General features: G+C 67.4%; 27 protein-coding genes. 14 read left to right on the top strand and 13 right to left on the bottom strand.

What is annotated here, in order from left to right; all coding sequences use genetic code 11:
* Nucleotides 1-5: 5 nt before the first annotated feature.
* The 8 genes from Q4G14_RS05315 (at nucleotide 6) to Q4G14_RS05280 (ending at nucleotide 9,050) form a co-directional block, all read left to right on the top strand.
* Complete coding sequence (locus Q4G14_RS05315) at nucleotides 6-1,256, top strand: RsmB/NOP family class I SAM-dependent RNA methyltransferase (RefSeq protein WP_303360694.1); 1,251 nt, start codon at nucleotides 6-8, stop codon at nucleotides 1,254-1,256.
* A gap of 138 nt (nucleotides 1,257-1,394) precedes the next feature.
* The gene (gene purH, locus Q4G14_RS05310; protein ID WP_303360693.1) at nucleotides 1,395-2,984 is read left to right on the top strand and encodes a bifunctional phosphoribosylaminoimidazolecarboxamide formyltransferase/IMP cyclohydrolase; all 1,590 of its coding nucleotides are present in this window, start codon (nucleotides 1,395-1,397) and stop codon (nucleotides 2,982-2,984) included.
* 132 nt (nucleotides 2,985-3,116) lie between these two features.
* Nucleotides 3,117-3,614 carry a signal peptidase II gene (gene lspA / locus Q4G14_RS05305; protein WP_303360813.1) on the top strand — a complete coding sequence of 166 codons (498 nt, stop codon included), beginning with the start codon at nucleotides 3,117-3,119 and terminating at the stop codon, nucleotides 3,612-3,614.
* A 28-nt stretch (nucleotides 3,615-3,642) separates the two neighbouring features.
* On the top strand, nucleotides 3,643-4,158 hold the full coding sequence (locus Q4G14_RS05300; RefSeq protein ID WP_303360692.1) for a DUF3035 domain-containing protein: 516 nt from the start codon (nucleotides 3,643-3,645) through the stop codon (nucleotides 4,156-4,158).
* Nucleotides 4,155-5,378: a cytochrome P450 gene (locus Q4G14_RS05295; RefSeq protein ID WP_303360691.1), complete on the top strand. Its 1,224-nt coding sequence runs from the start codon at nucleotides 4,155-4,157 to the stop codon at nucleotides 5,376-5,378. Before Q4G14_RS05300 ends, Q4G14_RS05295 begins: the two co-directional genes overlap by 4 nt.
* Nucleotides 5,321-6,175, top strand: a complete 855-nt coding sequence (locus Q4G14_RS05290; RefSeq protein ID WP_368661316.1) for an NAD(P)-binding domain-containing protein — start codon at nucleotides 5,321-5,323, stop codon at nucleotides 6,173-6,175. The genes Q4G14_RS05295 and Q4G14_RS05290 overlap by 58 nt, the downstream gene beginning before the upstream one ends.
* Before the next feature lie 152 nt (nucleotides 6,176-6,327).
* Entirely contained in the window at nucleotides 6,328-7,674 is a 1,347-nt protein-coding gene (locus tag Q4G14_RS05285) for a pitrilysin family protein (RefSeq protein WP_303360689.1), read from the top strand.
* Nucleotides 7,671-9,050 carry a pitrilysin family protein gene (locus tag Q4G14_RS05280; RefSeq protein WP_303360688.1) on the top strand — a complete coding sequence of 460 codons (1,380 nt, stop codon included), beginning with the start codon at nucleotides 7,671-7,673 and terminating at the stop codon, nucleotides 9,048-9,050. The genes Q4G14_RS05285 and Q4G14_RS05280 overlap by 4 nt, the downstream gene beginning before the upstream one ends.
* 81 nt (nucleotides 9,051-9,131) lie before the next feature.
* On the opposite strand, the gene Q4G14_RS05275 is transcribed toward Q4G14_RS05280, so the two are convergent.
* Entirely contained in the window at nucleotides 9,132-9,317 is a 186-nt protein-coding gene (locus Q4G14_RS05275; protein ID WP_303360687.1) for a hypothetical protein, read from the bottom strand.
* A gap of 149 nt (nucleotides 9,318-9,466) precedes the next feature.
* Between Q4G14_RS05275 and mutL the strand changes: the two genes are divergently transcribed.
* Genes mutL through Q4G14_RS05260 form a run of 3 tightly spaced genes read left to right on the top strand, consistent with a single transcriptional unit; the run spans nucleotide 9,467 to nucleotide 12,355 of the window.
* Nucleotides 9,467-11,293: a DNA mismatch repair endonuclease MutL gene (mutL, locus tag Q4G14_RS05270; protein ID WP_303360686.1), complete on the top strand. Its 1,827-nt coding sequence runs from the start codon at nucleotides 9,467-9,469 to the stop codon at nucleotides 11,291-11,293.
* Nucleotides 11,290-11,940 (top strand): sulfotransferase family 2 domain-containing protein, encoded by a 651-nt coding sequence (locus Q4G14_RS05265; RefSeq protein ID WP_303360685.1) that lies wholly within the window; start codon nucleotides 11,290-11,292, stop codon nucleotides 11,938-11,940. The genes mutL and Q4G14_RS05265 overlap by 4 nt, the downstream gene beginning before the upstream one ends.
* A gap of 43 nt (nucleotides 11,941-11,983) precedes the next feature.
* On the top strand, nucleotides 11,984-12,355 hold the full coding sequence (locus Q4G14_RS05260; protein WP_303360684.1) for a DUF3775 domain-containing protein: 372 nt from the start codon (nucleotides 11,984-11,986) through the stop codon (nucleotides 12,353-12,355).
* Nucleotides 12,356-12,464: 109 nt separating this feature from the next.
* On the opposite strand, the gene Q4G14_RS05255 is transcribed toward Q4G14_RS05260, so the two are convergent.
* From Q4G14_RS05255 to Q4G14_RS05205, 11 genes are all read right to left on the bottom strand, one after another.
* Nucleotides 12,465-13,670 (bottom strand): PQQ-dependent sugar dehydrogenase, encoded by a 1,206-nt coding sequence (locus Q4G14_RS05255; RefSeq protein WP_303360683.1) that lies wholly within the window; start codon nucleotides 13,668-13,670, stop codon nucleotides 12,465-12,467.
* Nucleotides 13,671-13,785: 115 nt separating this feature from the next.
* Entirely contained in the window at nucleotides 13,786-14,931 is a 1,146-nt protein-coding gene (locus Q4G14_RS05250; RefSeq protein ID WP_303360682.1) for a saccharopine dehydrogenase C-terminal domain-containing protein, read from the bottom strand.
* A gap of 1 nt (nucleotide 14,932) precedes the next feature.
* Nucleotides 14,933-15,988, bottom strand: a complete 1,056-nt coding sequence (locus tag Q4G14_RS05245; RefSeq protein ID WP_303360681.1) for a saccharopine dehydrogenase — start codon at nucleotides 15,986-15,988, stop codon at nucleotides 14,933-14,935.
* 58 nt (nucleotides 15,989-16,046) lie between these two features.
* Complete coding sequence (locus Q4G14_RS05240; protein ID WP_303360680.1) at nucleotides 16,047-16,688, bottom strand: pseudouridine synthase; 642 nt, start codon at nucleotides 16,686-16,688, stop codon at nucleotides 16,047-16,049.
* Nucleotides 16,685-17,311 (bottom strand): LysE family translocator, encoded by a 627-nt coding sequence (locus tag Q4G14_RS05235; RefSeq protein WP_303360679.1) that lies wholly within the window; start codon nucleotides 17,309-17,311, stop codon nucleotides 16,685-16,687. Before Q4G14_RS05235 ends, Q4G14_RS05240 begins: the two co-directional genes overlap by 4 nt.
* A gap of 21 nt (nucleotides 17,312-17,332) precedes the next feature.
* A complete protein-coding gene (locus tag Q4G14_RS05230; protein WP_303360678.1) occupies nucleotides 17,333-17,611 on the bottom strand; it encodes a GFA family protein in 279 nt (92 codons plus the stop codon).
* A gap of 46 nt (nucleotides 17,612-17,657) precedes the next feature.
* A complete protein-coding gene (locus tag Q4G14_RS05225; protein WP_303360677.1) occupies nucleotides 17,658-18,110 on the bottom strand; it encodes a GAF domain-containing protein in 453 nt (150 codons plus the stop codon).
* Nucleotides 18,107-18,310 carry a Trm112 family protein gene (locus tag Q4G14_RS05220; RefSeq protein ID WP_303360676.1) on the bottom strand — a complete coding sequence of 68 codons (204 nt, stop codon included), beginning with the start codon at nucleotides 18,308-18,310 and terminating at the stop codon, nucleotides 18,107-18,109. The genes Q4G14_RS05225 and Q4G14_RS05220 overlap by 4 nt, the downstream gene beginning before the upstream one ends.
* Nucleotides 18,307-18,936: an LON peptidase substrate-binding domain-containing protein gene (locus tag Q4G14_RS05215; protein WP_303360675.1), complete on the bottom strand. Its 630-nt coding sequence runs from the start codon at nucleotides 18,934-18,936 to the stop codon at nucleotides 18,307-18,309. The genes Q4G14_RS05220 and Q4G14_RS05215 overlap by 4 nt, the downstream gene beginning before the upstream one ends.
* The gene (locus tag Q4G14_RS05210) at nucleotides 18,936-19,847 is read right to left on the bottom strand and encodes a co-chaperone YbbN (RefSeq protein WP_303360812.1); all 912 of its coding nucleotides are present in this window, start codon (nucleotides 19,845-19,847) and stop codon (nucleotides 18,936-18,938) included. The genes Q4G14_RS05215 and Q4G14_RS05210 overlap by 1 nt, the downstream gene beginning before the upstream one ends.
* Nucleotides 19,848-19,915: 68 nt before the next feature.
* Entirely contained in the window at nucleotides 19,916-20,098 is a 183-nt protein-coding gene (locus Q4G14_RS05205) for a hypothetical protein (RefSeq protein ID WP_303360674.1), read from the bottom strand.
* A gap of 209 nt (nucleotides 20,099-20,307) precedes the next feature.
* Between Q4G14_RS05205 and Q4G14_RS05200 the strand changes: the two genes are divergently transcribed.
* A complete protein-coding gene (locus tag Q4G14_RS05200) occupies nucleotides 20,308-21,627 on the top strand; it encodes an MFS transporter (RefSeq protein ID WP_303360673.1) in 1,320 nt (439 codons plus the stop codon).
* Nucleotides 21,628-21,678: 51 nt separating this feature from the next.
* Complete coding sequence (locus Q4G14_RS05195; RefSeq protein WP_303360672.1) at nucleotides 21,679-21,990, top strand: GNAT family N-acetyltransferase; 312 nt, start codon at nucleotides 21,679-21,681, stop codon at nucleotides 21,988-21,990.
* Between the two features lie 227 nt (nucleotides 21,991-22,217).
* On the opposite strand, the gene Q4G14_RS05190 is transcribed toward Q4G14_RS05195, so the two are convergent.
* Nucleotides 22,218-23,195, bottom strand: coding sequence for a glutathione S-transferase family protein (locus Q4G14_RS05190; RefSeq protein WP_303360671.1), 978 nt, complete (start codon nucleotides 23,193-23,195; stop codon nucleotides 22,218-22,220).
* A 149-nt stretch (nucleotides 23,196-23,344) separates the two neighbouring features.
* On the opposite strand from Q4G14_RS05190, the gene Q4G14_RS05185 reads away from it, so the two are divergent.
* Nucleotides 23,345-23,842, top strand: coding sequence for a PepSY domain-containing protein (locus Q4G14_RS05185; RefSeq protein ID WP_303360670.1), 498 nt, complete (start codon nucleotides 23,345-23,347; stop codon nucleotides 23,840-23,842).
* Nucleotides 23,843-24,041: the final 199 nt, after the last annotated feature.

Here is a 24,041-nt window from a genome sequence, read left to right as displayed (position 1 = left end):
CGGTTTTGGCAAAGGTTCACGATCCGGTCCGCCACGCGGCGCTGTCGCTGCTGCGCGGGGTGCGCGAAGGGGTGTCGCTGTCCGATCAGACCGGGCGGCTGGCCGGCCTGGCCCCGGCAGACCGGGCGCGGGCCGGACGGCTGGCGGCGGAAACGCTGCGCCATGCGGGCCGGGCCGATGCGGTGCTGGCCGCGCTGATGGACCGCCGCCCCCGCCCCGAGGTGGGGGAAATCCTGCGCATGGCCGTGGTCGAGATGCTGCAACTGGATCAGGCCCCGCACGGAGTCGTAAATGCCGCCGTCGCGCTGGTGCGCGGCCTTGGCCCGCGCGGGCGGGCAGCGGCGGGCATGGCCAATGCGGTGCTGCGCAAGGCCGCCGCCACGACCGGCTGGGATACGCTGCCTCCACAGCGGATGCCGGGCTGGCTGCGCGATCCGGTAGTCACGGCATGGGGCGAAGACACCGCCCGCGCCATCGAAACCGCCCATCAGGCCGGGGCGCCGCTGGACCTGACCCCGCGCAACGCCGAAGCCCCCGGCGAGCCGCTGCCCACCGGATCGCTCCGCCTGCCTGCGGGGGCACAGGTATCGGCCCTGCCCGGCTATGACGCGGGCAACTGGTGGGTGCAGGATGCCGCCGCCGCGCTGGCCGTGCGCGCGCTGGAACCGCAGCCCGGCGAACATATCCTCGACCTCTGCGCCGCGCCGGGCGGCAAGACGCTGCAACTGGCCGCCGCCGGGGCAGAAGTGACGGCGCTGGACATCTCTGCCCCCCGCATGGCCCGCGTGCAGGAAAACCTGAACCGCTGCGGGCTGACGGCACGGCTGATAACCGCCGACGCGCTGAGCTTCCGCCCCGACAGCCCGCCCGATGCGATCCTGCTGGACGCGCCCTGTTCGGCCACCGGCACCATCCGCCGCCACCCCGACCTGCCCTTCCTGCGCGACGGCAGCGGCATCGCGGCGCTGACCGATCTGCAAGCACACATGATCGACCACGCGCTGACCCTGCTGCCCCCCGGCGGGCGGCTGGTCTATGCCGTCTGCTCGCTGCTGCCGGCCGAGGGCGAAGACCAGATCGCCGCCGCATTGGCCCGCCACCCCGACGTGATCGCCGACACACCCACCCCGCCCGGCATCGATCCTGCATGGCTTGGCCCCCACGGCCTGCGCCTGCGCCCCGATTACTGGCCGGATCAGGGCGGCATGGACGGGTTCTTCATCGCAAGGCTGCGAAAGCCGGGCCAAGCGCATTAAAACCGCCCCACCCGCTTCCTGTTTGCCCAAATACGCACCTTCGGGCGCAGCGCCGCCACGACCGACCGGCGCGCGACGCTGGACCTTGGCCCCCCGCTCGGCTAACTGACCGGCAAACCTTAACCGCCCGAGGCTGCCATGTCCGACCTGATCCACATCCAACGCGCGCTTATCTCGGTTTCCGACAAGACCGGGCTGATCGAGTTCGCGCAAAAGCTGGCCGCACGCGGGATTGAAATCCTGTCCACCGGCGGCACCGCGAAATCGCTGCGCGAGGCGGGGCTGACGGTCGTGGATGTGGCCGATGTGACCGGCTTTCCCGAAATGATGGACGGGCGGGTGAAAACGCTGCACCCCAAGGTGCATGGCGGCCTGCTGGCGCTGCGCGACAATGACGAACACCTTGCGGCGATGCAGGCGCATGACATCGCGCCCATCGACCTGCTGGTCGTGAACCTCTACCCGTTCGAGGAAACCGTGGCCAAGGGCGGCGATTACGCGACCTGCGTGGAAAACATCGACATCGGCGGCCCGGCGATGATCCGGGCTGCGGCGAAAAACCACGCCTTTGTCGGCGTCATCGTCGATGTGCAGGATTACGACGCCCTGCTGCAAGAAATGAACGCCAACGACGACCGCATCAGCCTGCGCTTTCGCCAGCGGCTGGCGCAGACGGCCTATGCCCGGACGGCGGCTTATGATGCGGCGGTGTCCTCGTGGATGGCAGGCGCCATTGGCGAGGCAACCCCGCGCCGCCGCGCCTTTGCCGGAACGCTGGCGCAGGGGCTGCGCTATGGCGAAAACCCGCATCAGACAGCCGCCTTTTACACCACGGGCGAGCCGCGTCCCGGCGTTGCCACCGCCCGCCAGTGGCAGGGCAAGGAACTGTCCTACAACAACATCAACGACACCGACGCAGCCTTTGAACTGGTGGCCGAATTCGACCCGGCCAACGGCCCGGCCTGCGCCATCATCAAACACGCCAACCCCTGCGGTGTGGCACTGGGGGATACGGCGGCGCAGGCCTATGCCCGCGCGTTCGACTGCGACCGCACCAGCGCATTCGGCGGCATCATCGCGCTGAACCAGCCGCTGGATGCCGACACCGCCCGCGCCATCACCGAGATCTTTACCGAAGTCGTCATCGCCCCCGACGCCAGCGACGAAGCGCGCGAAATCTTTGCCGCCAAGAAAAACCTGCGCCTGCTGACCACCGGCGGCCTGCCCGATCCGGCAGCGGCGGGGCTGACCTTCCGGCAAGTGGCCGGGGGCCTGCTGGTGCAGGACCGCGACAATGGCCGGGTGCTGCGCCCCGATCTGAAGGTCGTCACCAGACGCGCGCCCTCGGATGCGGAACTGGATGACCTGCTGTTCGCATGGACCGTCGCCAAACACGTCAAATCGAACGCCATCGTCTATGCCAGGGACCGCGCCACCGTCGGCATCGGCGCCGGCCAGATGAGCCGCGTTGACAGCACCCGCATCGGCCGCCGCAAATCCGAGGATATGGCGCAGGTCCTGGGCCTGTCCGCGCCCCTGACCGAAGGCGCGGCGGTGGCCTCGGACGCGTTCTTCCCCTTTGCGGACGGGATCGAGGCACTGGCCGAGGCGGGTGCCCGCGCCGTCATCCAGCCCGGCGGCTCCATGCGCGACGCCGAGGTGATCGAGACCGCCGACCGGCTTGGCCTTGCCATGGTGTTCACCGGCCAGCGTCATTTCCGCCACTGAGCCATGACCACCGAACCCAAAGCCCCGCGCAAGACCCCGGCAGAACGGGCGGGGCCGGACGCGCCCCGGCCCAAGGCTCCGCGCAAACCCCGCGCGCCCAAGGCCGCCCCGCCCCCGGTGCCGCAACCGGGCATGGCGCTGGTGGCCAAGGTCGCAGCGGGCACGCTGTTGCTGGATCAGGCGCTGAAATATCTGGTGGTGCATCTGCTCGATCTGGACCGGGTGCAGATGATCGACGTGATCCCGCCATGGCTGAACCTGCGCATGGCGTGGAATCAGGGGATGAACTTTGGCCTGCTGGCCAGCGACGCCAATCTGACCCGCTGGCTGCTGATCGCGGTGGCCTTGGCGGTCTGCGCATGGGTCTGGATCTGGCTGGCGCGGTCGCGCGCCGGGCTGCTGGCGCAGATCTCGGGCGGGCTGCTGATCGGCGGGGCGATCGGCAATGTGATCGACCGGCTGATCTATGGCGCGGTGGCCGATTTCCTGAACATGTCGCTGCCGGGCTGGCAAAACCCCTACAGCTTTAACGTCGCGGATATTGCGATCTTTGCCGGGGCCATCGGTCTGGTGCTGATGCCTGCGGGCGATGACGACAACACCCGTGACGCGCGCGGCAAAGCGCGCTAGAACGGGGCGAACGGACAAAGGGACGATCATGCGGGCCTTCTTGCTGACTTTGGGAATCGTGGCCATGGCGGGCCTGTCGGGATGCAGCCGCGACCCGAATCTGATGAACCTCGGCGCGGGTCAGGACGGGCCGGATGAATTCGCCATCCTGCCCACCCGGCAACTGAGCCTGCCTTCCGATCTGAACGTGCTGCCCCCGCCGACGCCGGGCGGCAGCAATATCACCGACCCCGCGCCGATGGGCGATGCGGTGGCGGCGCTTGGCGGCAATCCGGCGCAACTGGCCGCGCAGGGGATCGGCGCAGGCGATGCGGCGCTGGTGGCCTATGCGGGCCGCGGCGGCACCAGCCCCGGCATCCGCCAGCAACTGGCACAAGAGGACGTGGCGTGGCGCTCGGCCAACTCGCGCCGGTTGCTGGAAACCATCGCCCGCACCAATGTCTATATGCGCGCCTACCGCCCGATGATGCTGGATTCGCAGGCCGAACAGGAACGCTGGGGCCGCGCGGGTGCCCGCGTGCCGACCGCCCCTCCCCGCCCATGACGCTGACCATGACGCTGTTCGACCCGGCAGCGCCCGGTTTCGGTGAAAACCCGTGGCACGCCTATGCGGCGCTGCGCGATCAGCCGGGGCTGTATTGGCACGAACCCTTTGGCGGCTGGCTGGCCTCGCGCTTTGCCGATGTGCAGGCCATCGCCACCGACCGGCGCATGGTGCGCAGCGCCGCCGTGTTCCTGCCGCCCGATCAAGTCCGCCAGATGCAGCGGCAGGCGAATTTCCACGACATGCCGTTCCACGAACGCTTTGTGCAGACCTCGATGCTGGAAATCGACGGTCCCGACCATGACCGCCTGCGCCGCGCCGTATTTCCGTTTTTCACCCGCACCCGGCTGGAAAGCCTGCGCCCGGCCATCGCCGCCACCGCCGATGCGCTGATCCGCGATCTGCTGCCGCGGGGCCGGATCGACTTTATCGCCGATCTGGCCTCGGACCTGCCGGGGCGGATCATCGGCCGCCTGATCGGCGTCCCCGACGAGGACAGCCGTCAGATGACCGGGTGGAGCGAGGATGTCGTCAGCTATTTCGACATCGACCGCACCGCCGAGAAAAAGGCCCGCGCCGAACAGGCGACCGTGCTGTTTCACGATTATCTGGTGTGCCTGCGAGACGAGCGTATCACCCGCCCCCGCGACGATCTGATGACCGCGCTGATCGGGGCCGAATCGCGTGGCGATCTGCGCGGTGACGAATTGATCGCCGCCGTCATGCAGATCCTGCACGCGGGCCACGGCTCGACCATCGACGTGCTGGGATCGGGCCTGCATGCGCTGCTGACCCATCCCGACCAGATGCAGCGCCTGCGCGACGATCCGGCACTGATGCCGCTGGCCGTGCAGGAAATGTTCCGCTGGGCCGCGCCGCTGCCGTTCTTTCACCGCTATGCCTCGACCGATCTGACCGTGGCGGGCCGCGACTGGCCACAGGGCACGAAATTCGCGCTGCTCTATGCCGCCGCCAACCGCGATCCGGCGGCCTTCCCCGAACCCGACCGCTTTGACGTGGCGCGCAGCCCGAACCGCCACATCGCCTTTGGCGGCGGGCCACATGTCTGTCTGGGCAACAACCTGTCGCGCATGAATATGGAGGCGATCTTTACCGCCCTGCTGGCGCGCACCAGCCAGATCGCACTGGACGGGCCGGTGGTGTGGAAGGCGGGCCTTCAGGCGCATGGCCCCACCAGCCTGCCGATCAGCATGGCCTGAGACCCGGCCACACCAGAAACGAAAGGTTCAGCATGGCGCGCATCGGCTTTCTGGGCACAGGCGAAATCGCGGCGGCGCTGGTGGAAACGATGGCCGGTGACGGCCATCAGATCACCCTGTCACGCCGATCCGAAACCGTCTCGCAGCATCTGGCCAACCGCTTTGCCGGGGTCAACCGGGCCGAAAACCAGCAGGTTCTGGACAACAGCGACATCGTTTTCATCTGCCTTCTGGCAGACACGGCCCGGCAACTGCTGCCGGAACTGCACCTGCGCCCCGATCAGACGGTGATTTCCGTCATGGCCCGCGTCAGCATCGCCGAATTGCAAACACTCTGCGCCCCGGCAACCGACATCTGCGCGGCCATCCCGCTGCCGCCGATCAGCCTTGGCGGAACGCCGCTGGCAGCCTATCCCGACAATGCGGCGCTGAGACATCTTCTTGGGCGACACGCAACCATCCACATCTGCGCCTCGGAAACCGATCTGGCGGCGCATTTCGCCGCCACCGGCATCCTGCTGCCGCTGCTGGATCAGATCGACAGCGCCGCCGAATGGCTGGCCAGCTTTACCGGCGACCGAAACAGCGCCACACAATATCTGGCCGGGCTGATCGGCGGCTATTGCCGGATGCTGGACCAGACCCCCGACCTGCCCCGCCTGCGACAGGGGCTGAGCACCGAAGGCGGGCTGAACCAGACCCTCAGCCGCAAACTGGCCGATTGCGGCACGCCACAGGCGCTGACCCAGGGGCTGGACAGCCTGCGCAGCGGCCTGAATCTGCCACCCAAGGGCTAAGCCCGCCGCTTCCTGTTTGCCCAAATACGCAACTTGGGGCACGGCAGATCAACCGGCACGCCGCCCGCACCCCGGCCCACACAATGCCGCGAGGGCGCTTGAACCCCGCGCCCACAACCGGCACCTTCACGCCACCAACCGAAAGGATGCCCATGCGCGCCCCGCTTGCCGTTCTGACCGCCCTTGCCCTGACCAGCCCCGCATTGGCGGACATGCCCGAAGGGATCAGCCATTTCACCCTGCCCAACGGGCTGGAAACCGTGGTCATTCAGGATCACCGCGCGCCGGTGGTGGTGCAGATGGTCTGGTATAAGATCGGATCGGCCGACGAACCGCCCGGCAAATCAGGCATCGCGCATTATCTGGAACACCTCATGTTCAAAGGCACCGATACGCTGGCACCCGGCGAACTCAGCCGCACGGTGACGCGCAATGGCGGCATGGACAACGCCTTTACCTCTTACGACTTCACCGCCTATTTCCAGCGCATCGCCGCCGACCGGCTGCCGCTGGTCATGCAGATGGAGGCCGACCGCATGGCCAATCTGCGCATCGGCGAAGACGACTGGCAGGCCGAACGGCAGGTCGTGTTAGAGGAAAGGGCGCAGCGCACCGACAGCAACCCCCGCGCCCTGTTCGCCGAAGAATCCAGCGCGGTGCAGTTCTACAACCACCCCTATGGCCGCCCCGTCATCGGCTGGCGTCAGGAAATGGAGGCGCTGACCCGCGAAGACGCCATCGCCTGGTATGACGACCACTATTCCCCGAACGAAGCGATCCTGATTCTGGCGGGCGATGTCACCCCCGAACGCGCCCGCGAACTGGCCGAGGAATATTACGGCCCGATCCCGCCCAAGGGCCAGCCCGCGCCGCGCCTGCGCCCGCAGGAACCGCAGCAACGCTCGCCCCGGCGGATGGAAATGACCGACCCGCGCGTGCCGCAGCCGATGATGACACGCACCATCATCGCCCCCGAACGCAATGCCGGCGATCAGACCCGCGCCGCCGCGCTGACCGTGCTGTCGGAACTGCTGGGCGGGAATATGCAGACCTCGGTTCTGGGGCGCGAACTGGCGATGACCGGCAAGGCGCTGTGGGTCGGCACCAGCTATGACGGGCTGTCGGTCGATCCGACCACCTTCAGCATTTCCATGATGCCCGCCGATGACATGGACCGGGCCGATGCAGAAGCCGAACTGAACCGCGTGCTGAGCCGCTTTGTGGAAACCGGCCCCGATGCCGAGGCGCTGGAACGGGTGAAAACCCAGATCCGCGCCGCCCGCATCTATGCGCAGGACAGCGCCCATGGCCGCGCCTATGACTACGGTCAGGGCCTGTCCACCGGGCTGACCATTCAGGACGTGAACGACTGGCCCGACATTCTGGCCGCCATCACCGCCGATGATGTGACTGCGGCGGCGCGCGATCTGCTGGCCTCGGATGCAACCGTTACCGGCTGGCTGCTGCCCGCCCCCCAACCCCAGGAGGTGCAGCAATGATCCGCGCCACATTCGCACTGTGCGTCACCCTGATCGCCGCCCCCGCCGCCCATGCGATCGAGATCCAGCCCGTCACCTCGCCCGGCGGCATTCAGGCATGGCTGGTCGAGGATCACTCGATCCCCTTCGTCGCCGTCTCGCTGGCCTTTATGGGCGGGGCCAGCCTCGATACGCCCGACAAGCGCGGCGCGGTGAATCTGATGGCCGCCACGCTGGAAGAAGGCGCGGGCGAGCTGGACGCAACCGCCTTTGCCCAGGCGGTCGAATCGCTGGGGGCGCAGTTCAGCTTTGCGGCAGGCGATGACGCGCTGTCGGTCGATCTGCGCGCGCTGACCGAAAACCGCGATGAGGCCGCCGCCCTGCTGGCGCAGGCGCTGACGCAGCCGCGCTTTGACGCCGATGCGGTGGATCGGGTGCGCGCGCAGGTGCAGGCGGCGATCCGGTCGGATGATACCAACCCCCGCGCGCTGGCCTCCAAGGAAATGGCGCGGCAGGCATGGGGCGATCACCCCTATGCCACTTCGGTCAATGGCACGGCGGAATCGGTGGCGACGCTGCGACAGGCCGACCTGATCGAGGCCAGGAACCGCGTTCTGGCCCGCGACCGGGTGGTGATCGGCGCAGCGGGCGACATCACCCCTGATGAGCTGGGCCAGATGCTGGACAGCATTCTGGGCGGCCTGCCCGAACAGGGCACCGCGCCGCTGCCCGGCCCCGCCACGCTGGGGCTGACCGGCGGGGTGACGGTGATCGACTGGGACAGCCCGCAGACGGTGGTATCCTTTGCCGGGCCGGGGCTGCCGATCGACGACCCCGATTATTTCGCCGCCTTCGTCGCCAATCACATTCTGGGCGGCGGCGGGTTTTCCAGCCGACTGATGGATGAAATCCGCGAAAAGCGCGGGTTGACCTATGGCATCGGCACCAGCCTTTCGACCGGGATCTATGGCCAGACATGGGGCGGCGGATCAGCAATCGCCAATGCCAATGTCGGTCAGGCGGTCGGTCTGATCCGGGCCGAGTGGGACCGGCTGGCCGAGGGCGTGACGGATCAGGAACTGGCCGATGCGAAAACCTATCTGACCGGCGAATATCCGCTGCGCTTTGACGGCAATGGCAAGATCGCCGGTATCCTGACCGGAATGCAGATGGTCGGCTTTCCGATTGATTACCCCAACACCCGCAACGCCATGGTCGAGGCCGTGACCGCCGCCGATGTGCAGCGCGTGGCGCAGCGGCTGCTGGATGCCGACGGGCTGCGCTTTGTGCTGGTCGGCCGCCCCGAAGGCATCCGTCAGGATGACGCCGGGGACAGCGGCGATGCGCCTGCCCCGGATCAGGCCCCCGATCAGACCCCGGATCAGGCAACGAACTAGGCAGGCCCCCTGCCCCCCAACGGCAAGGGCCGCGCCCGGTGGCGCGGCCCTGTTTTATCATTCAAACTCAATCGGCCCGGATCAGGGCGTATTGACGCGCACCGCGCCGGTTGCACCCAGACCGGCACCGGCGACCGCGCCCACAGGGCCGGCAACCACGGCACCCGTCGCAGCGCCCGTGGTGGCGCGGGTCGCCGCGTCGGGACCGCAGGCGGCAAGGGTCAGGGCAAATCCGCCCAGCAGGGCAGCGGTCATTACTTTGGTCATTGGATCTCTCCTTTTGCAAAGGCTATGGGGCTGGAACACTCGTCCTGCGGTTGCGGTTCCGTTAACCAATGATAATTTTGTGATCGGGATGGGGATTGGCCTTGGGGGAATCATTGGCCTTGCCGGGGCAAGCTGCTAGATCTGGGGGCATGAACAGCGCCGCCCCCAATATCCGCCCGGTCATCCGCCAGCTTGACGAAGCCGCCGCCAACCGTATCGCCGCTGGCGAGGTGGTCGAACGTCCGGCATCCGCCGTCAAGGAGCTGGTGGAAAACGCGCTGGACGCCGGGGCCACGCGCATCGGCATCGACATCGCGGGCGGCGGGCGCGACCTGATCCGCGTCACCGACGACGGCTGCGGCATGACGGCAGACGACCTGCCGCTGGCCTTGGCCCGACATGCCACCTCCAAGATCGACGGCACCGACCTGCTGGACATCCGCAGCTTTGGCTTTCGCGGCGAGGCGCTGCCCAGCCTTGGCGCGGTGGCGCGGCTGTCGATCACCTCGCGCGCGGCGGGGCATGAGGCGGCGCAGATCACCGTGGAGGGCGGGCGCATCGGCCCGCTGCGCCCGGCGGCGGGCAATCGCGGCACGGTGGTGGAACTGCGCGACCTGTTCTTTGCCACCCCCGCGCGGCTTAAATTCCTGCGCAGCGAGCGGGCGGAAACGCAGGCCATCGCCGATGTGGTGCGCCGTCTGGCCATGGCCGAACCGCATGTCGCCTTTACCCTGACCGATTCCGGGCGCGAGATTTTCCGCGCCGATGCCGAACAGGGCGATCTGTTCGGCGCGCTGCAATCGCGGCTGACGCGGATCATGGGCCGCGATTTCATCGACAATGCCCTGCCCATTGACGCCACCCGCGACGGCATCACCCTGACCGGATTCGCCGCCCTGCCCACCTATTCGCGCGGCGCGGCGGTGGCGCAGCATCTGTTCGTGAACGGCCGCCCGGTGCGTGACAAGCTGCTGACCGGGGCCTTGCGCGCCGGTTACATGGATGTGCTGGCGGCCGGGCGGCACCCGGCGGCGGCGCTGTTTGTCACCTGCGATCCGCATCTGGTGGATGTGAACGTCCACCCCGCCAAGGCCGAGGTGCGGTTCCGTGACCCCGCGATGGCACGCGGGCTGGTGGTGTCGGCGCTGCGCCATGCGCTGGCCATGGCGGCACCGCGCGCGGCCACCACGCTGGCCGATGCGACCATCGCCGCCTTTCGCCCCGAACCTGCGACGGCGGCGGCCCCGCCGATGCGCCCGCTGAATGCGCCGCCGCGCCCCGGCCTTGCCGCTCTGGCCAGCGGATATGCCGCGCAGGCGCCCCTGCACCCCGGCTTTGCCGAGGCCCCCGCCGCCCGTGTCGAGCCGCCGCCCGAACAGCCCGCCCCCGCCGATGCCCCCCTTGGCGCGGCGCGGGCGCAGATCCATGAAAACTGGATCATCGCCCAGACCGCCGACGGGCTGGTGATCGTCGATCAGCACGCCGCCCATGAACGGCTGGTTTACGAACGGCTGAAAGCGCAGGCCGCCGCGCGCACCGTTCCGGCGCAGGCCCTGCTGGTGCCCGAAATCGTGGACCTGCCCCCGGCGGATGCCGCGCGGATACTGGAATTCGCACCCGAATTGGCCGAACTGGGGCTGGTGATCGAAGCCTTTGGCGGCGGTGCCATCGCCGTGCGCGAGGTTCCCGCCATTCTGCCGCGCCTGAATGTCGCCGCGCTGATCCGCGACATTCTGGACGACCTGTCCGACCTTGGCGCATCCGACCGGCTGCGCGCGCGCATCGACGCGGTGCTGTCCTCGATGGCCTGCCACGGATCGGTCCGCTCGGGGCGACGGATGAACGGCGACGAAATGAACGCCCTGCTGCGCGAGATGGAGCGCACGCCCAATTCCGGCCAGTGCAACCATGGCCGCCCGACATGGGTGCGGCTGGGGCTAAACGACATCGAGCGGCTGTTTGGCCGCAGCGGATGATTATTTCCACCCGGCATCGCTATATCTTTGTGCATATCCCCAAGACCGGCGGCACATCGCTGACGCAGGCGCTGGAACAGCGGGTGGGCCGCGACGACATCATCCTGTCCGATACGCCCAAGGGCCGCGCCCGCCGCCGCCGCGTCAAGGATGCCACGGCGCGCGGGCGGCTGTGGAAACATGCCACGCTGGCCGACATCGAAGGGCTGGTCGATCCGGCGATCTATGCCGATTACCTGATCCTGACCATCGTGCGGAACCCGTGGGATCGCATGGTCAGCATGTATCACTGGGCGCGGGACCAGCGGTTCAGCCACCCGCTGGTCAGGCTGGCGCAGACCGTCGATTTTGACGAATTCATCCGCAGCCCCATCGCCCGCCCCACCATGGCCCGGCGCATCGGCTATTACCTGACCGACAGCCGGGGCACCGAATGGCCGGCGCTGATCCTGCGCTTTGAAACACTGGCCGCCGACACCGAAGGGCTGGGCCGGCGGCTGGGGCTGAAGCTGAACCCGCTGCCGCATCTGAAAAAATCCGCGCGCGGCGATTATCGCAGCTATTACACGGCCGAAACCGCCGGCATCGTTGCCGCCGCGGCGCAGGAAAGCGTCACCCGATTCGGATATTCGTTCGATGCCGATTGATCCGCGCCGCACATGGCGCAATAAAGCATCAAGGAGGCCCGCCATGCTGGACATTACGCCCGACAAGATCGCCCATATCATCATCCGCGCCCGCGAATATGACAGCGGCATCGACGCTTGGGCGCATAACGGCCATCGGCGCGGCCATGGCACCCGAACCGAACTGCATGACTTCATCGAAAGCCTGAACGACGATGAACAGGCGGCCCTGGTTGCGGTGATGTGGATTGGCCGCGAAAGTTTCGAGCCCGAGGAACTGGCCGAAGCCATCGCCACCGCCCGCGCCGAAAAATCCACCCCGACCGAGGATTACCTGATGGGCGAACCCCGTCTGGCCGATTACCTCGAAGCCGGGATGGAGGCGCTTGGCCTGTCGCCCGAGGATGAGGAACAAGACCTGCAAAAGCCGGTCTAAGGTCCGCTGTCCCACGCACCCGCATCGGCCAGGGCGACCCGCTGCATCCGTAATGCTGCGGATCGCCCCTTGATATGCGCCTTTCGGAAACGCCGGGGGCGATGCTGGCCTAGTCGGCGCTGACCCGGATCAGCTTGCCGTCGGCATGGTCGGTGATAATCATCAGCGCGCCATCGGCGGCAACCTCGACTTCGCGCACGCGGCCGATGCCGTCCAGATAGCGGGCCTCGCCGGTTACGCGGTCGCCGTCCAGCGTCAGGCGGATCAGGTCGCCCGACCGCATCCCGCCGATCAGCGCGCTGCCCTGCCAGTCGGGGAACATCTCGCCGTCATAAAACGCCATGCCGCTGATCGCGGGCGAGGGGTCCCAGTAATAGTTCGGCTGCTGCATCCCGTCCTGCGCCGTCAGCCCCTCGCCGACCTGCCCGCCGCTGTATTCGGTGCCATAGGCAATGACCGGCCAGCCATAGTTCAGGCCCGGTTCGATCAGGTTCAGCTCGTCCCCGCCTTTTGGGCCGTGTTCGTTCATCCAGATGCGCCCGTCGGGGGCGACGGCGGCCCCCTGAATGTTGCGGTGGCCCGTGGTCCAGACCTCGGGCGCGGCGCCCTCGATCCCGGAACCGGCGGGGCTGCCATCCGCCGCGCTGATGCGGATCACCTTGCCCAGGGTCGTCGCCGGATCTTGCGCCGAGTCGCGATACTGGCGGTCGGATCGTTCGCCCAGACCCACGATCAGATGCCCTTCGCCGTCATGCAGGATGCGCGCGCCGAAATGATTGTTCGAAGAAGCGGCGGGCTGTTGCTGCCAGATGCGTTCGACGTTTTCCATCGCGCTGCCATCCGCCGACAGGGTGCCGGTGGCAATGGCCGTGGCGTTGGTGCCGTCGCCGCGCGGCTCGGCATAGGTCCACCAGACGCGGCGGGTTTCGGCAAAATCGTCGCTGACCGACACATCATGCAACCCGCCCTGCCCACGCGCGTCAACCTCGGGCAGGCCGCTGATCGGGTCGGACAGGGTGCCATCGGCGGCGACCAGCCGCATCCGGCCCGGACGTTCGGTCAGCAGCCATGCGCCATCGGGCAGCGCGGCAAGGCCCCAAGGGTGCTCCAGCCCCTCGGCCACCACGGTCTGGGTCAGGGTAATGTCATCCTGAATCACCGGCGCGCGGGTCTGGTTTTCAAAGGCCGGGGTCTGATCGAAAGCCGCGCCATTGGGCGGCGTGTCGTTGAAATCGGCCAAGGCGGTTCCGGCCATCAGCCCGCCCGCAGCAAGGGCAAGCAGGCTGGCGGCGGGGCGGATCGGGCGGGTCGTCATGGCAGTTCCTTTCGCAGATCGGGTCATGCACCCAACCCGCGAAAGCCGGTCACGTTCCACCGCCGCGATCACAGGGCTGTCAGCGGGTCAGGCGAAACCCGTCAGACAGGCCCCGTCAGCCGGAATGGGCCAGATGATCGACCTTGGCCATATGCTGGGCGATCTGGCCGGTTTCCACCAGCCAATCGGCCACCTGCACCGGATCATGGGGCGCGGCGTGGACACCGGGGGCGATCCTGCCCGCCGCCACCGCCTGCACCGCCAGCGCAACCGGGGTGGAGACAAGCTGCGCCATCGCGCTGCCATTGGCATTGCCATGGGCGTCCAGCACCCATTCCTTGTCGAACACCGCCGCCCCGTCGCGTTCGGCCCGCAGCGCCACGAACAGCACCACGCGGTCGGGTTCGCCTTCGGCATAGCTGTTGTCGCGCCAGAACTGGTCGGCCATCTCGCGCAGGCGGGCTTCGCCTGCTGCGCCGGTCAGGGACTCGATCTCGGTGAAGACCGGGGTCCATGCGTCCTGCCAGCCCTTCAGCCGGATGGTGCCGCGCACGAAATCGCTCACGTCCCACGCCGGGTCAAAGCCGTATTGCTGCACAAAGGGCAGCGAATCGCGGTTGGGGTAAACCTCGAACCGTTCGGGCACCGGCAGGGGCGCGTCATAGGGGGTGATCGCATCCCACGGGCGCGACACATCCAGCACCTGCCCGTCTTTCAGCGATTTCGACGGAGATTTCAGCGCCCGCAGCACACCCAGCGGCGACCAGCTGAATTTATAGCGGAACGGATTGGGATGTTTCGGCACCCCGCCGCAATAGGATGTGAACCGCACCACATCGCCCGGCTGCGCGATCTGGCGGTAATCGGCGACCAGTTCATGCGCCATCAGATGGTCGATGCCGGGGTCCAGCCCGACCTCGTTCACCAGCGCGACACCGGCGGCGCGGGCCGCATCGTCCAGTTCCGCCATCGCCGGCGAAACATAGGACGAGCTGACGAAATGCGCCCCCTTGTCCACGCACATCGCCGCAATCGGCGGGTGCTGGTCGGCGGGCAGCATCGACACCACGATGTCGCCCGGCTGCACCGCTTGGGCCAGCGCATCGGGGGTATAGGCGCGGATGTCGCCGGTCAGGTCGCCCACGGCGGCGCGCGCCTTGTCCACGGTGCGGTTCCAGACCACGACCGGCTGACCCGCCGCGATCAGGCGGCGCAGGCCGGGGATGGACGACAGGCCGGTGCCTGCCCAGTGAATCGTCATGTCAGACCTCGTTCACATGTTTGTCAAAGATGGCATTCGCCCGGCCCCATGGCCCGGCGCCGATCTGGCCCAGTTGTTCCAGCACCGGCAGCAATTGCCCGGCATAATCCTCGGAGCTTTCCAGCGGCAGCATCGAGGGCAGGTTGTCGATGGCCATCACATCCAGCGGCGGATGTTCGGCCACGCGGCGGACAGGCTGGTCCCAGGTGGTTTCGCGGTCATAGACCTTGATCGGGGAAAAATCGCTGCTCGGGTCGCAGGCCACATCGCCGATCACCGTCAGCGCGCGGCCCGGATTGGTGGCACTGGCGGGCACAAAGACAGGCACGCCGGGCATGGCCAGAATCGCGTTGATGAACAGCTCATGCGCCAGAATTTCCGGGAACGGGCCGCCATGGGCGGTTTCCGCCATATCCCAGCGGGTCACGGCCACGCCCATATCGCGCAGCAGGTCGGACGCGCCCCGGCCCACACGCCCAAGCGCGCCGATGACGATCGCGCGCGGGCGCGGGCGGGGCACCGCATCCAGCCGCGCGCGCAGATCGTCCAGCAACAGTTCCCTGCCCGCATAGGCGTGAACCGGGCCGCAGATCTGCCCGCGCTGCTGCGCCGCCCATGCCATCAGCGACACCGCCGCGCCCGCGTAACCGGCCCAATAGCCAAAGGCCGCCAGCCGCCGCCCGCTGTCATCCAGCAGATATTCCAGATCATACAGCGCCCCGCCACCATCGCGGAACCGCCGCAGCAGCACCTGCCCGGCGGACTGGCCCTTGAAGGCATGGCCGAACATGATGTGCCGGTGCCGCAAGGGCGACCCGTCCGCAGGCAGTTCCTTCAGCCCAAAGATGATCGCGTCATCGGGGGCGGTGGGCCACGACCCTTGCGGGGCGATCACCGCCCCTGCCTCGGCATAGCGGGCGATGGGGATGATCCGGTGCGGGCTTTCCTCGACCGTCAGCTTGTGACCGGCGGCGATCAGCCGGGCTGCGCCATCGGGGGTGATGCCCACCCGGTCTTCGTTGGGGCGGCTTTCCGCCCGGACCCACAAATGCACCATATCATCCCCCTGTCATGCCTGCCGCACAGATAGGGCAGCGCGCCGGAAAGGAAAAGGATCAGAACGGCACCGGCGCGGAAAAGCCCTGCATCACCCCGCTGTTGGGGTGGCGCAGCCGCAGCGTTTCGGCATGCAGCATCAGCCGCGGGTGATCCGCCGCAGCCCCCGTCGCATACAGCGGATCGCCCAGAATCGGATGCCCGAGCGAGGCCATGTGAACCCGCAACTGATGGCTGCGCCCGGTCAGCGGAAACAGCCGCACCCGCGTTTCGTCATCGCTGGCGCGCATCACCCGCCAGTCGGTCTGCGCCGGGCGGCCCTCGGCGTGATCGACCTTTTGCCGGGGGCGGTTGGGCCAATCGACGATCAGCGGCAGATCGACGGTGCCGGTTTTCGGTTCCAGCCGCCCGTGCAGGCGCGCGACATAGGCCTTGCGCGTCTGCCGTTCCTCGAACTGCCGCGCCAGATGCCGCTGCGCATGGGGGGTCAGCGCAAAGACCATCACCCCCGAGGTATCCATATCCAGCCGATGCACCAGCAGCACGGTCGGGAACGGGCCGCGCAGGCGGTTGATGACGCAATCGGCCTTGTCCTCGCCCCGGCCCGGCACCGACAGGATGCCGGGCGGCTTGTTCACCAGCAGGATTTCATGGTCGGCATGGATGATGTCGGGCAGGCCGGGGGGCGGGGCATAGCTCATTTCGCCACCAGCCGGATCGCCAGCCCGGCGAACAGCACTGCGGCGATCTTGTTCACCACGCCAAGGCGGCGCCCCAGCACCTGCCCGGCATAGCCCGCGACAATGCCGTAACCCATCGTCACCAGCGTTCCGGTAAGGGCAAAGATCAGCCCCAGCCCCAGGATCTGTTCCCAGACCGGGCCATAGCTGGCGCGGGTGAACTGCGGCAGAAAGGCCAGCAGAAACAGCACCGGCTTGGGGTTGAGGATATTCGACAAGGCTCCGCGCCGGATAATGTTCCACGGCCGCACGCTGCCCCGCGCCGTCGGATCGACCGGCCCGGCAGTCCAGCTTTTCCACGCCAGAAACAGCAGATAGGCCGCGCCCGCATATTTCACCACCGTCAGCGCCTGCGGATAGGCCGCTATCACCGCGCCAAGGCCGACCACGGCCAGCGTCAGGTGAAACAGCACCCCCAGCCCGACGCCAAAGCCCGCCAGCGCCCCGGCCCTTGGCCCGCCCTGTATCCCGCAGGCACTGGCAAAGAACACATCCTGACCGGGGGTAAAGTTCAGCACCAGCCCGCCCAGCACAAAGGCTGCAAGCTGCGGCGCAGGAATGGCGGCAAGGGTTTCAAGGATCATGGCACACCGTGCGGTTGGGCTTTACCCGCCTTGTGCCGCCTGCGGCAGACCGCCGTCAATCGTGTAATAATCGCCCATATCGGCGGTGTGGATATGCCCGGCCAGCCGCAGCCCGATGGGGGAATCGACCGCCCCGGCGGCGACCTTGACCCTGTCTGCGCCGAAGCACCGCCAGAACAGCGACGATCCGCAGGCGGGGCAGAACCCGCGCCCGGCCGCTCTGGGCAAGAGGAACCAGCGCAGCTCGCCCCGAACCGTCGGGCTGTCGCTGTCGAACGAGGCCCCGACCAGCGGCGGCACTGGCAGGCGCGCTGGCGCTGCACCGCACAGGCAACCGCCCGTGAACCTAACACCCTGCGAATGTGTCATCCAGAATCGCCCCCAGCCGGTCGGCATCGGTGCGGGTGAAAGCGTCGGGCAGATCGCTGTCGATGTCCAGAACCCCGATCAGCCGCCCGCGCGCGCCAGTCACCGGAATCACCAGTTCAGATCGGGTGCTGGATGCGCAGGCGATATGCCCCGGAAAGGCGTCCACATCCGGCACAAGCTGGGTCTGCCGCGTCCGCGCCGCCGCCCCGCAGACCCCGCGCGCAAAGGGGATCACCAGACAACCATGCCCGCCCTGATAGGGACCGATCTTCAGCAACTCCGGCCCGGTGACGCGATAAAACCCGGTCCAGTGAAAACGGTCGTCGCTGTGGTGAATCTCGCAGGCCAGCGTCGCCATCAGCGCGATTTCATCCGTTTCGCCCGCCGTCAGGGCGCGGATACGGGCGGCAAGGGCGTCGTAATCCATCATTCGGCCTTGATCTGGCGGGCCTCGTCGATCAGCATCACCGGAATGCCCGCGCGGATCGGAAAGGCCAGCCCGGCCGCCCGCGACACCAGTTCCTGCCGCGCCGCATCATAATGCAGCATGGTCTGCGTGACCGGACAAACCAGCGATTCCAGCATATGCCGGTCGAATTCTGGCGCGGGGCGGGGCGGGGTTCCGGTCATTGCAAACGCTCCTCTTTGCCGCTGTCATGCAGGGCAAATTCGATCAGGCTGGATAACATCTTGCGCCGCTCGGGCAAGGTCGGCGCCTCGAGCAGGGCCTGCTTTTCGCTGGCCTCAAAGGGCAGCGCCATGGACAGCGCGTTGACCAGCGTTTCGTCGCCCGCCTCGGCCATGCTGTTCCAATCGGCGCTCATCTCGTGCTGGTCCATCAGGCGGCGCAGCCGGTCGATCAGGCTGGCGCGGTCAAAGCCGGGGTCGGTTTCCGCCGGGCCGGTGTCATGTGCGTAATCCGACCAGTCGGCACGGCCTTTCAGATAGGGCGCAAAGCCCTCGTCCGCGTCGGTCAGCCGAAACCGCGACACTCCGCGCAGCGAAATCATATAGCGCCCGTCCTCGGTCTCGGTGAAACCCGTCACGCGGCCCGCACAGCCGATGGGGGCCAGCTCATCCTCGCCCGAGGGCTGGATGACGCCGATCAGCCGGTTATCGGCCTTCAGCACATCATCCAGCATTTGCAGATAGCGTGGCTCGTAAATCTGCAAGGGCAGCCGCGCGCGCGGCAGCAACAGCACCCCCGGCAAGGGGAACAGCGGCAGCCATTCGGGCAGATCGAACCGCTGCGGCATCAGGCAAAGATGATCGAGGACAACCGCCGCCGCCCCCGCTGCACCAGCGGATCATTGGGCTTGAGGCTGTCGAAGATGGTCAGCAACTGCGCCTTGGCCGCGCCGTCGTTCCAGTCGCGGTCGCGGCGGAAACTGTCCAGCAGGATGTCGATGGCCTCGTCCACCCGGCCCGCGGCATGCAGCGCCCCGGCGTAATCCAGCCGCGCCTGCTGATCGTCGGGGCTGGCCGTCACGCGCGCCTCAAGATCGGCCAGCGGCCCGGCACTGGCGGCCTGCCGGGTCAGCGCCAGCTGCGCCCGTGCCGCCTCGACCGGGGCCAGCCCGGAAACCTTGTCGGGCACACGGGCCAGCGCGGCCTCGGCCCCGGCTTCGTCCCCCATGGCCAGATGCGCGCGGATCAGCCCGCCCCATGCTTCGGCATTGTCGGGGGCCTCGTCGGTGATGGCGGCGAATGTCTCGGCCGCGTCTTCGGCGGCACCTTCGGCCAGCATGGTTTCAGCGGCCTCCAGCGCCTCGCCCAGCCCGCCATCACCGGCCAGACCGGCCAGCTTTTCGACAAAGGCGCGCACCTCGCTGGCGGGCAGCGCGCCCTGAAAGGCATCGACCGGGCGGCCCTGATAAAAGGCATAGACGGTGGGAACCGACTGAACCCGCAATTGCGCGGCGATCATCTGGTTCTGATCGACATCGACCTTGACCATCCGCACCCGGCCCTTCAGCCGCAGCACCTCGGCCTCCAGCAGCGGGCCAAGCGTCTTGCACGGGCCACACCACGGCGCCCACAGATCGACGATAACCGGCACTTCCATGGAACGATCAATCACCTCGGCCATGAAATTGGCTTCGGTCACGTCCAGGATCAGATCGGCGGCGGCAGGCGCGCTTTCGGGGGCAGAGCCAAGGTTCAGCATCGGGGCCTCTCGGATTGAGTCAGAGGATAGATGGCCCATGCACCCCGCCCTTGCAAGGCTGTCGCCGGTCAGGAACGATCAACCCGCGCCAGAAAGAACAGGTGGAACATATATCCGCCCACACCGCCGAACAGCGCCCCCCAGAACACCGAGCCGGTCGCGAATTCATAGGCCGACATCAGCAAAGGCAGGGCCACGATCAGCATACGCAGCCACAGCGGATCGAACATCGGGGCATCAGGATCAATCATCAGGCGTCTTTCGTTGACAAATATCCTCGGGGGGGCCGCCCTTGGGCGGCGGGGGGCAGACAGCCCCCCGGCAAGGGTAACGCAAACACCACGCCCTGTCTGCCCGGCGATCTGCCGCAGCCCGCACCGCCGCAAATTCGCGCTTGCCCAAGGCCACATCGCGTTTCATCCTGCGCGCAAGGCAAAGCAACGGCGCGGAAAGACCTGCCATGACGACAATGACGGTTGACGAGGCACTGGCGCGCGGCGGCACGGGCCGGTATCAGGCCAGGCTGCTGGGGATTTTCGGGCTGGTCTGGGCCGCCGATGCGATGCAGGTGATCGCGGTGGGCTTTGCCGCGCCGTCCGTCGCCATGACCTTCGGGCTGGAACGCACCACCGCCTTGCAGATCGGCACGCTGTTCTTTCTGGGCATGTTCGTCGGCGCCTTTGTCTTTGGCCGCGTGGCCGACCGCTTTGGCCGCCGCCGGGTGCTGCTGGCAACGGTGCTGATGGATGCACTGTTCGGCCTGCTGTCGGTCTTTGCCCCCAGCTTTGAACTGCTCTTGCTGCTGCGCTTTCTGACCGGGGTGGCGGTGGGGGGCACGCTGCCGGTCGATTACGCGATGATGGCCGAATTCCTGCCGCCGAAAAACCGGGGTCGCTGGCTGGTCTGGCTGGAAGGCTTCTGGGCCGTCGGCACCATCGTCATCGCCCTGACCGCATGGATCGCCGCAGCACAAGGCGCGGTCCAGCCGTGGCGCTGGATCTTTTTCATCGCCGCCGCCCCGGCGATCATCGGGTTCTGGCTGCGCATGTGGGTGCCGGAATCGCCGATGTATCTGATCCGCAACGGGCAGGAAACGCAGGCGCGATCCGTGGTGAACCGGGTGCTGGCGGGCAATGGCGCGCCCCTGCTGCCCGATGACGCAAGGCTGATCCCGCCCCCCGTCGATCCGCGCGCCGAAGGCTCGATCTTTGCGCCCGCCCTGCGCCAGCGCACGCTGGGGATGCTGGCGGTCTGGTTCCTTGTGTCGCTGTCCTATTACGGCGTGTTCGTCTGGGTGCCGGGGCAGTTGGCGACCGAGGGGTTCGGCTTTGTGCGCGGATACGGCTTTCTGGTCATTCTGGCGCTGGCGCAGGTGCCGGGATACGCGCTGGCGGCATGGGGCGTGGAAAAATGGGGCCGCAAGCCGACGCTGATGCTGTTCCTGCTGCTGTCCGCCGCCGGCTGTTTCCTGTTCACCATCGCCGGCACCTCGACCCTGATCGCAAGCGCGCTGATGCTGATGAGCTTTGCGCTGCTGGGCACATGGGGCGCGCTTTATGCCTTTACACCCGAGCTTTACCCCACATCGCTGCGCGGGGCGGGTATGGGCACGGCCAGTGCCATGGCGCGTCTGGGCGGCATTCTGGCACCCAGCCTGCTGGCGGTGGTCTTTGCCAAAGGGTTCGGGCTGGCCATCGGCACCTTTGCCGGGCTGTTGCTGCTGGCAGCCGTGGCACTGACCATGGTGCGGGCGGAAACCCGCGATCAGGCCATCGGATAGCGCCCCGCCAATGCCGCGCCCCACTGCCCGCCCTGACAGAAAGGACAGACCATGACCGACGTAACCATCACCCGCGAAACCGGCGCTGACGGCGCGGGCCGCTATGTCGCCCGGATCGACGGCATCGCGGGCGAAGGCGAACTGACGCTGGCCCCCGCCGGGCCGGGCCTGTTCAGCGCCGATCATACCCGTGTGCCGGAAGCCATGGGCGGGCGCGGCGTGGCCCGCGCCATGCTGGATGCGCTGATGCAGGATGCCCGCGCACAGGGGTTCCGGGTGATCCCGCGCTGTTCCTTTGTCGCGCGCGAGGCGGCGCGCCACCCCGAATGGGCCGATCTGTTCGCCCCATCCGACGCAACGTAACAGCAACGCCGCGGCGCGGGGCCACAGGCCCGCACCCGCTGCACGGGCGTTTCCCGGCGCGCGGGCAGGGAAAAACCGCATCAATCATCCGCCACAAAAACGCGGGAACCGATCCTGCACTGCCGCGTTAACCCGCCGAAGCCCAGTGGTCGGTGGATGCGGCCACAACCTCCCTCTCTCTCGGCCCCGGCATTTGCCGGGGCTTCCTTTTTTCAGCCCGCCGCCTGTCAGCCCGCGCGCCCGTGCGGCGCGGTCCAGTCGCGCAGCGGCCCGGCGGGGATGATCCGGTGCGGGTTGATGCTGTCGTGGCTGAAATAATAATGCCGGGTGATGTGATCCCAATGCACGGTCTCGGCCACGCCGGGCCATTGATACAGCGCCCGCGCCCAATCCCACAGGTTGGGATAATCCGTCACCATCTGCCGGTTGCATTTGAAATGCGTGTGATACACCGCGTCAAAGCGGCAGATGGTGGTGAACAACCGCCAGTCGGCCTCGGTCAGCGTGTCGCCAGCCAGCCATCGGCTCTGCGTCAGCAGCCCCTCGATCCAGTCGAGACTGTCAAACAGCGGTGTGATCGCCTTGTCATAGGCGGCCTGCGTGGTGGCGAAACCGGCCTTGTAAACGCCATTGTTCACCGTGTCATAGATGCGGCTGTTCAGCGCGTCGATCCGGTCGCGCAGCGCGGCGGGATAGTAATCGTGGCCATTGCCGGTCAGCCCGTCGAAGGCGCTGTTGAACATGCGGATGATCTCGGCGCTTTCGTTGGATACGATGGTGCCGCGCTGACAATCCCACAGCACCGGCACTGTCACCCGCCCCGAAGTCTGCGGATCGGCGCGCAGATAGATGTCGCGCATGAATGGCACCCCGAACAGCCGGTCGCCGGTTGCGCCGGGAAAATCGGTCGCAAAGGTCCAGCCATCCGACAGCATGTCGGGATGAACCACCGAAATGCCGATATGCGGGGTCAGCCCCTTGATCGCGCGAAAGATCAGCGCCCGATGCGCCCAGGGGCAGGCATAGGACACATACAGATGATAGCGCTCGCTTTCGACAGCAAAGCCGCCCTCGCCGCTGGGACCGGGCGCACCGTCGGGGGTGATCCAGTTGCGGTGGCGCGAGGTGTCGCGGACGAATTCGCCATCGGTTGCGGCTGTGTCGATCCAGCCTTCGCGCCATTCCCCGTTCACCAGCCTGCCCATCGCACCATCCTCTGCCTGATCCTGCTGGCATGTAACACGGTGACGCGCGGCCAGCCATCGCCGTCGCTCACGATTCCGTGATGGAAGTTTCGGCGACCCGGCCCGTTCCCCTTGTGCCGGCCGGGCAACGCTGAAAAATGGAGACGAACATGAAACTTTTCTTGGGAATCGCCACCGTCATGTCGCTGATGGCGGGCGGTGCGCTGGCACAATCGGCAGAATCGCAGATCCGCTCGCAACTGCGGTCGCAGGGGTTCAGCAATATCGAGATCGAACGCGACGATGGCCGCATCAAGGTCGAGGCCAAACGCGGCGCGCAAAAGATCGACCTGTCCTATGACGCCCGCACCGGCCGTCTGGTCGAGCGCAAATCGCGCACAGAGATCAGCGACCGTTCCGGCAGGCGCAGTCAGGCAGGCGGCAACCGCTCGCAGGGTAAACGCGACTGGTCGCGCGACGACGACGATGATGATGATGACGACAAGCGTGGTCGCCGTGGCTCGTCGTGGGGTGGTGACGATGATGATCGCGGTTCGCGCGGACGTGGGCGCGCATCGCGGGATGACGACGACGATGACGATCGCGGCTCGCGCGGGCGGGGCGGTTCGCGCGGTGGTGACGATGATGACGACGACGATGACGATTGATCCCGGCGGTCTGACGACCGGGTGACATGGGTCAGGGCGGAGGGCCGGTCAAAGGCCATCCGCCCGGCTTGTTTCCGCTGCCAGCGGATGCGCCACGGCGCGACGCATGGCAGGCGCAGAACCGCCGCGCCCCATCGGGCAAGCCCCCATACGCGCTAACTTAAGTGGTAGACGGGCGGCATCTGTCCGTGATTCATAA

It is taken from the genome of Paracoccus sp. (in: a-proteobacteria) (assembly GCF_030538755.1).
In the GTDB taxonomy this organism is placed as follows: Bacteria; Pseudomonadota; Alphaproteobacteria; order Rhodobacterales; family Rhodobacteraceae; genus Paracoccus.
Note: the sequence above shows the minus strand (reverse complement) of the source record. Positions and strands in the feature narration are given on the sequence as shown.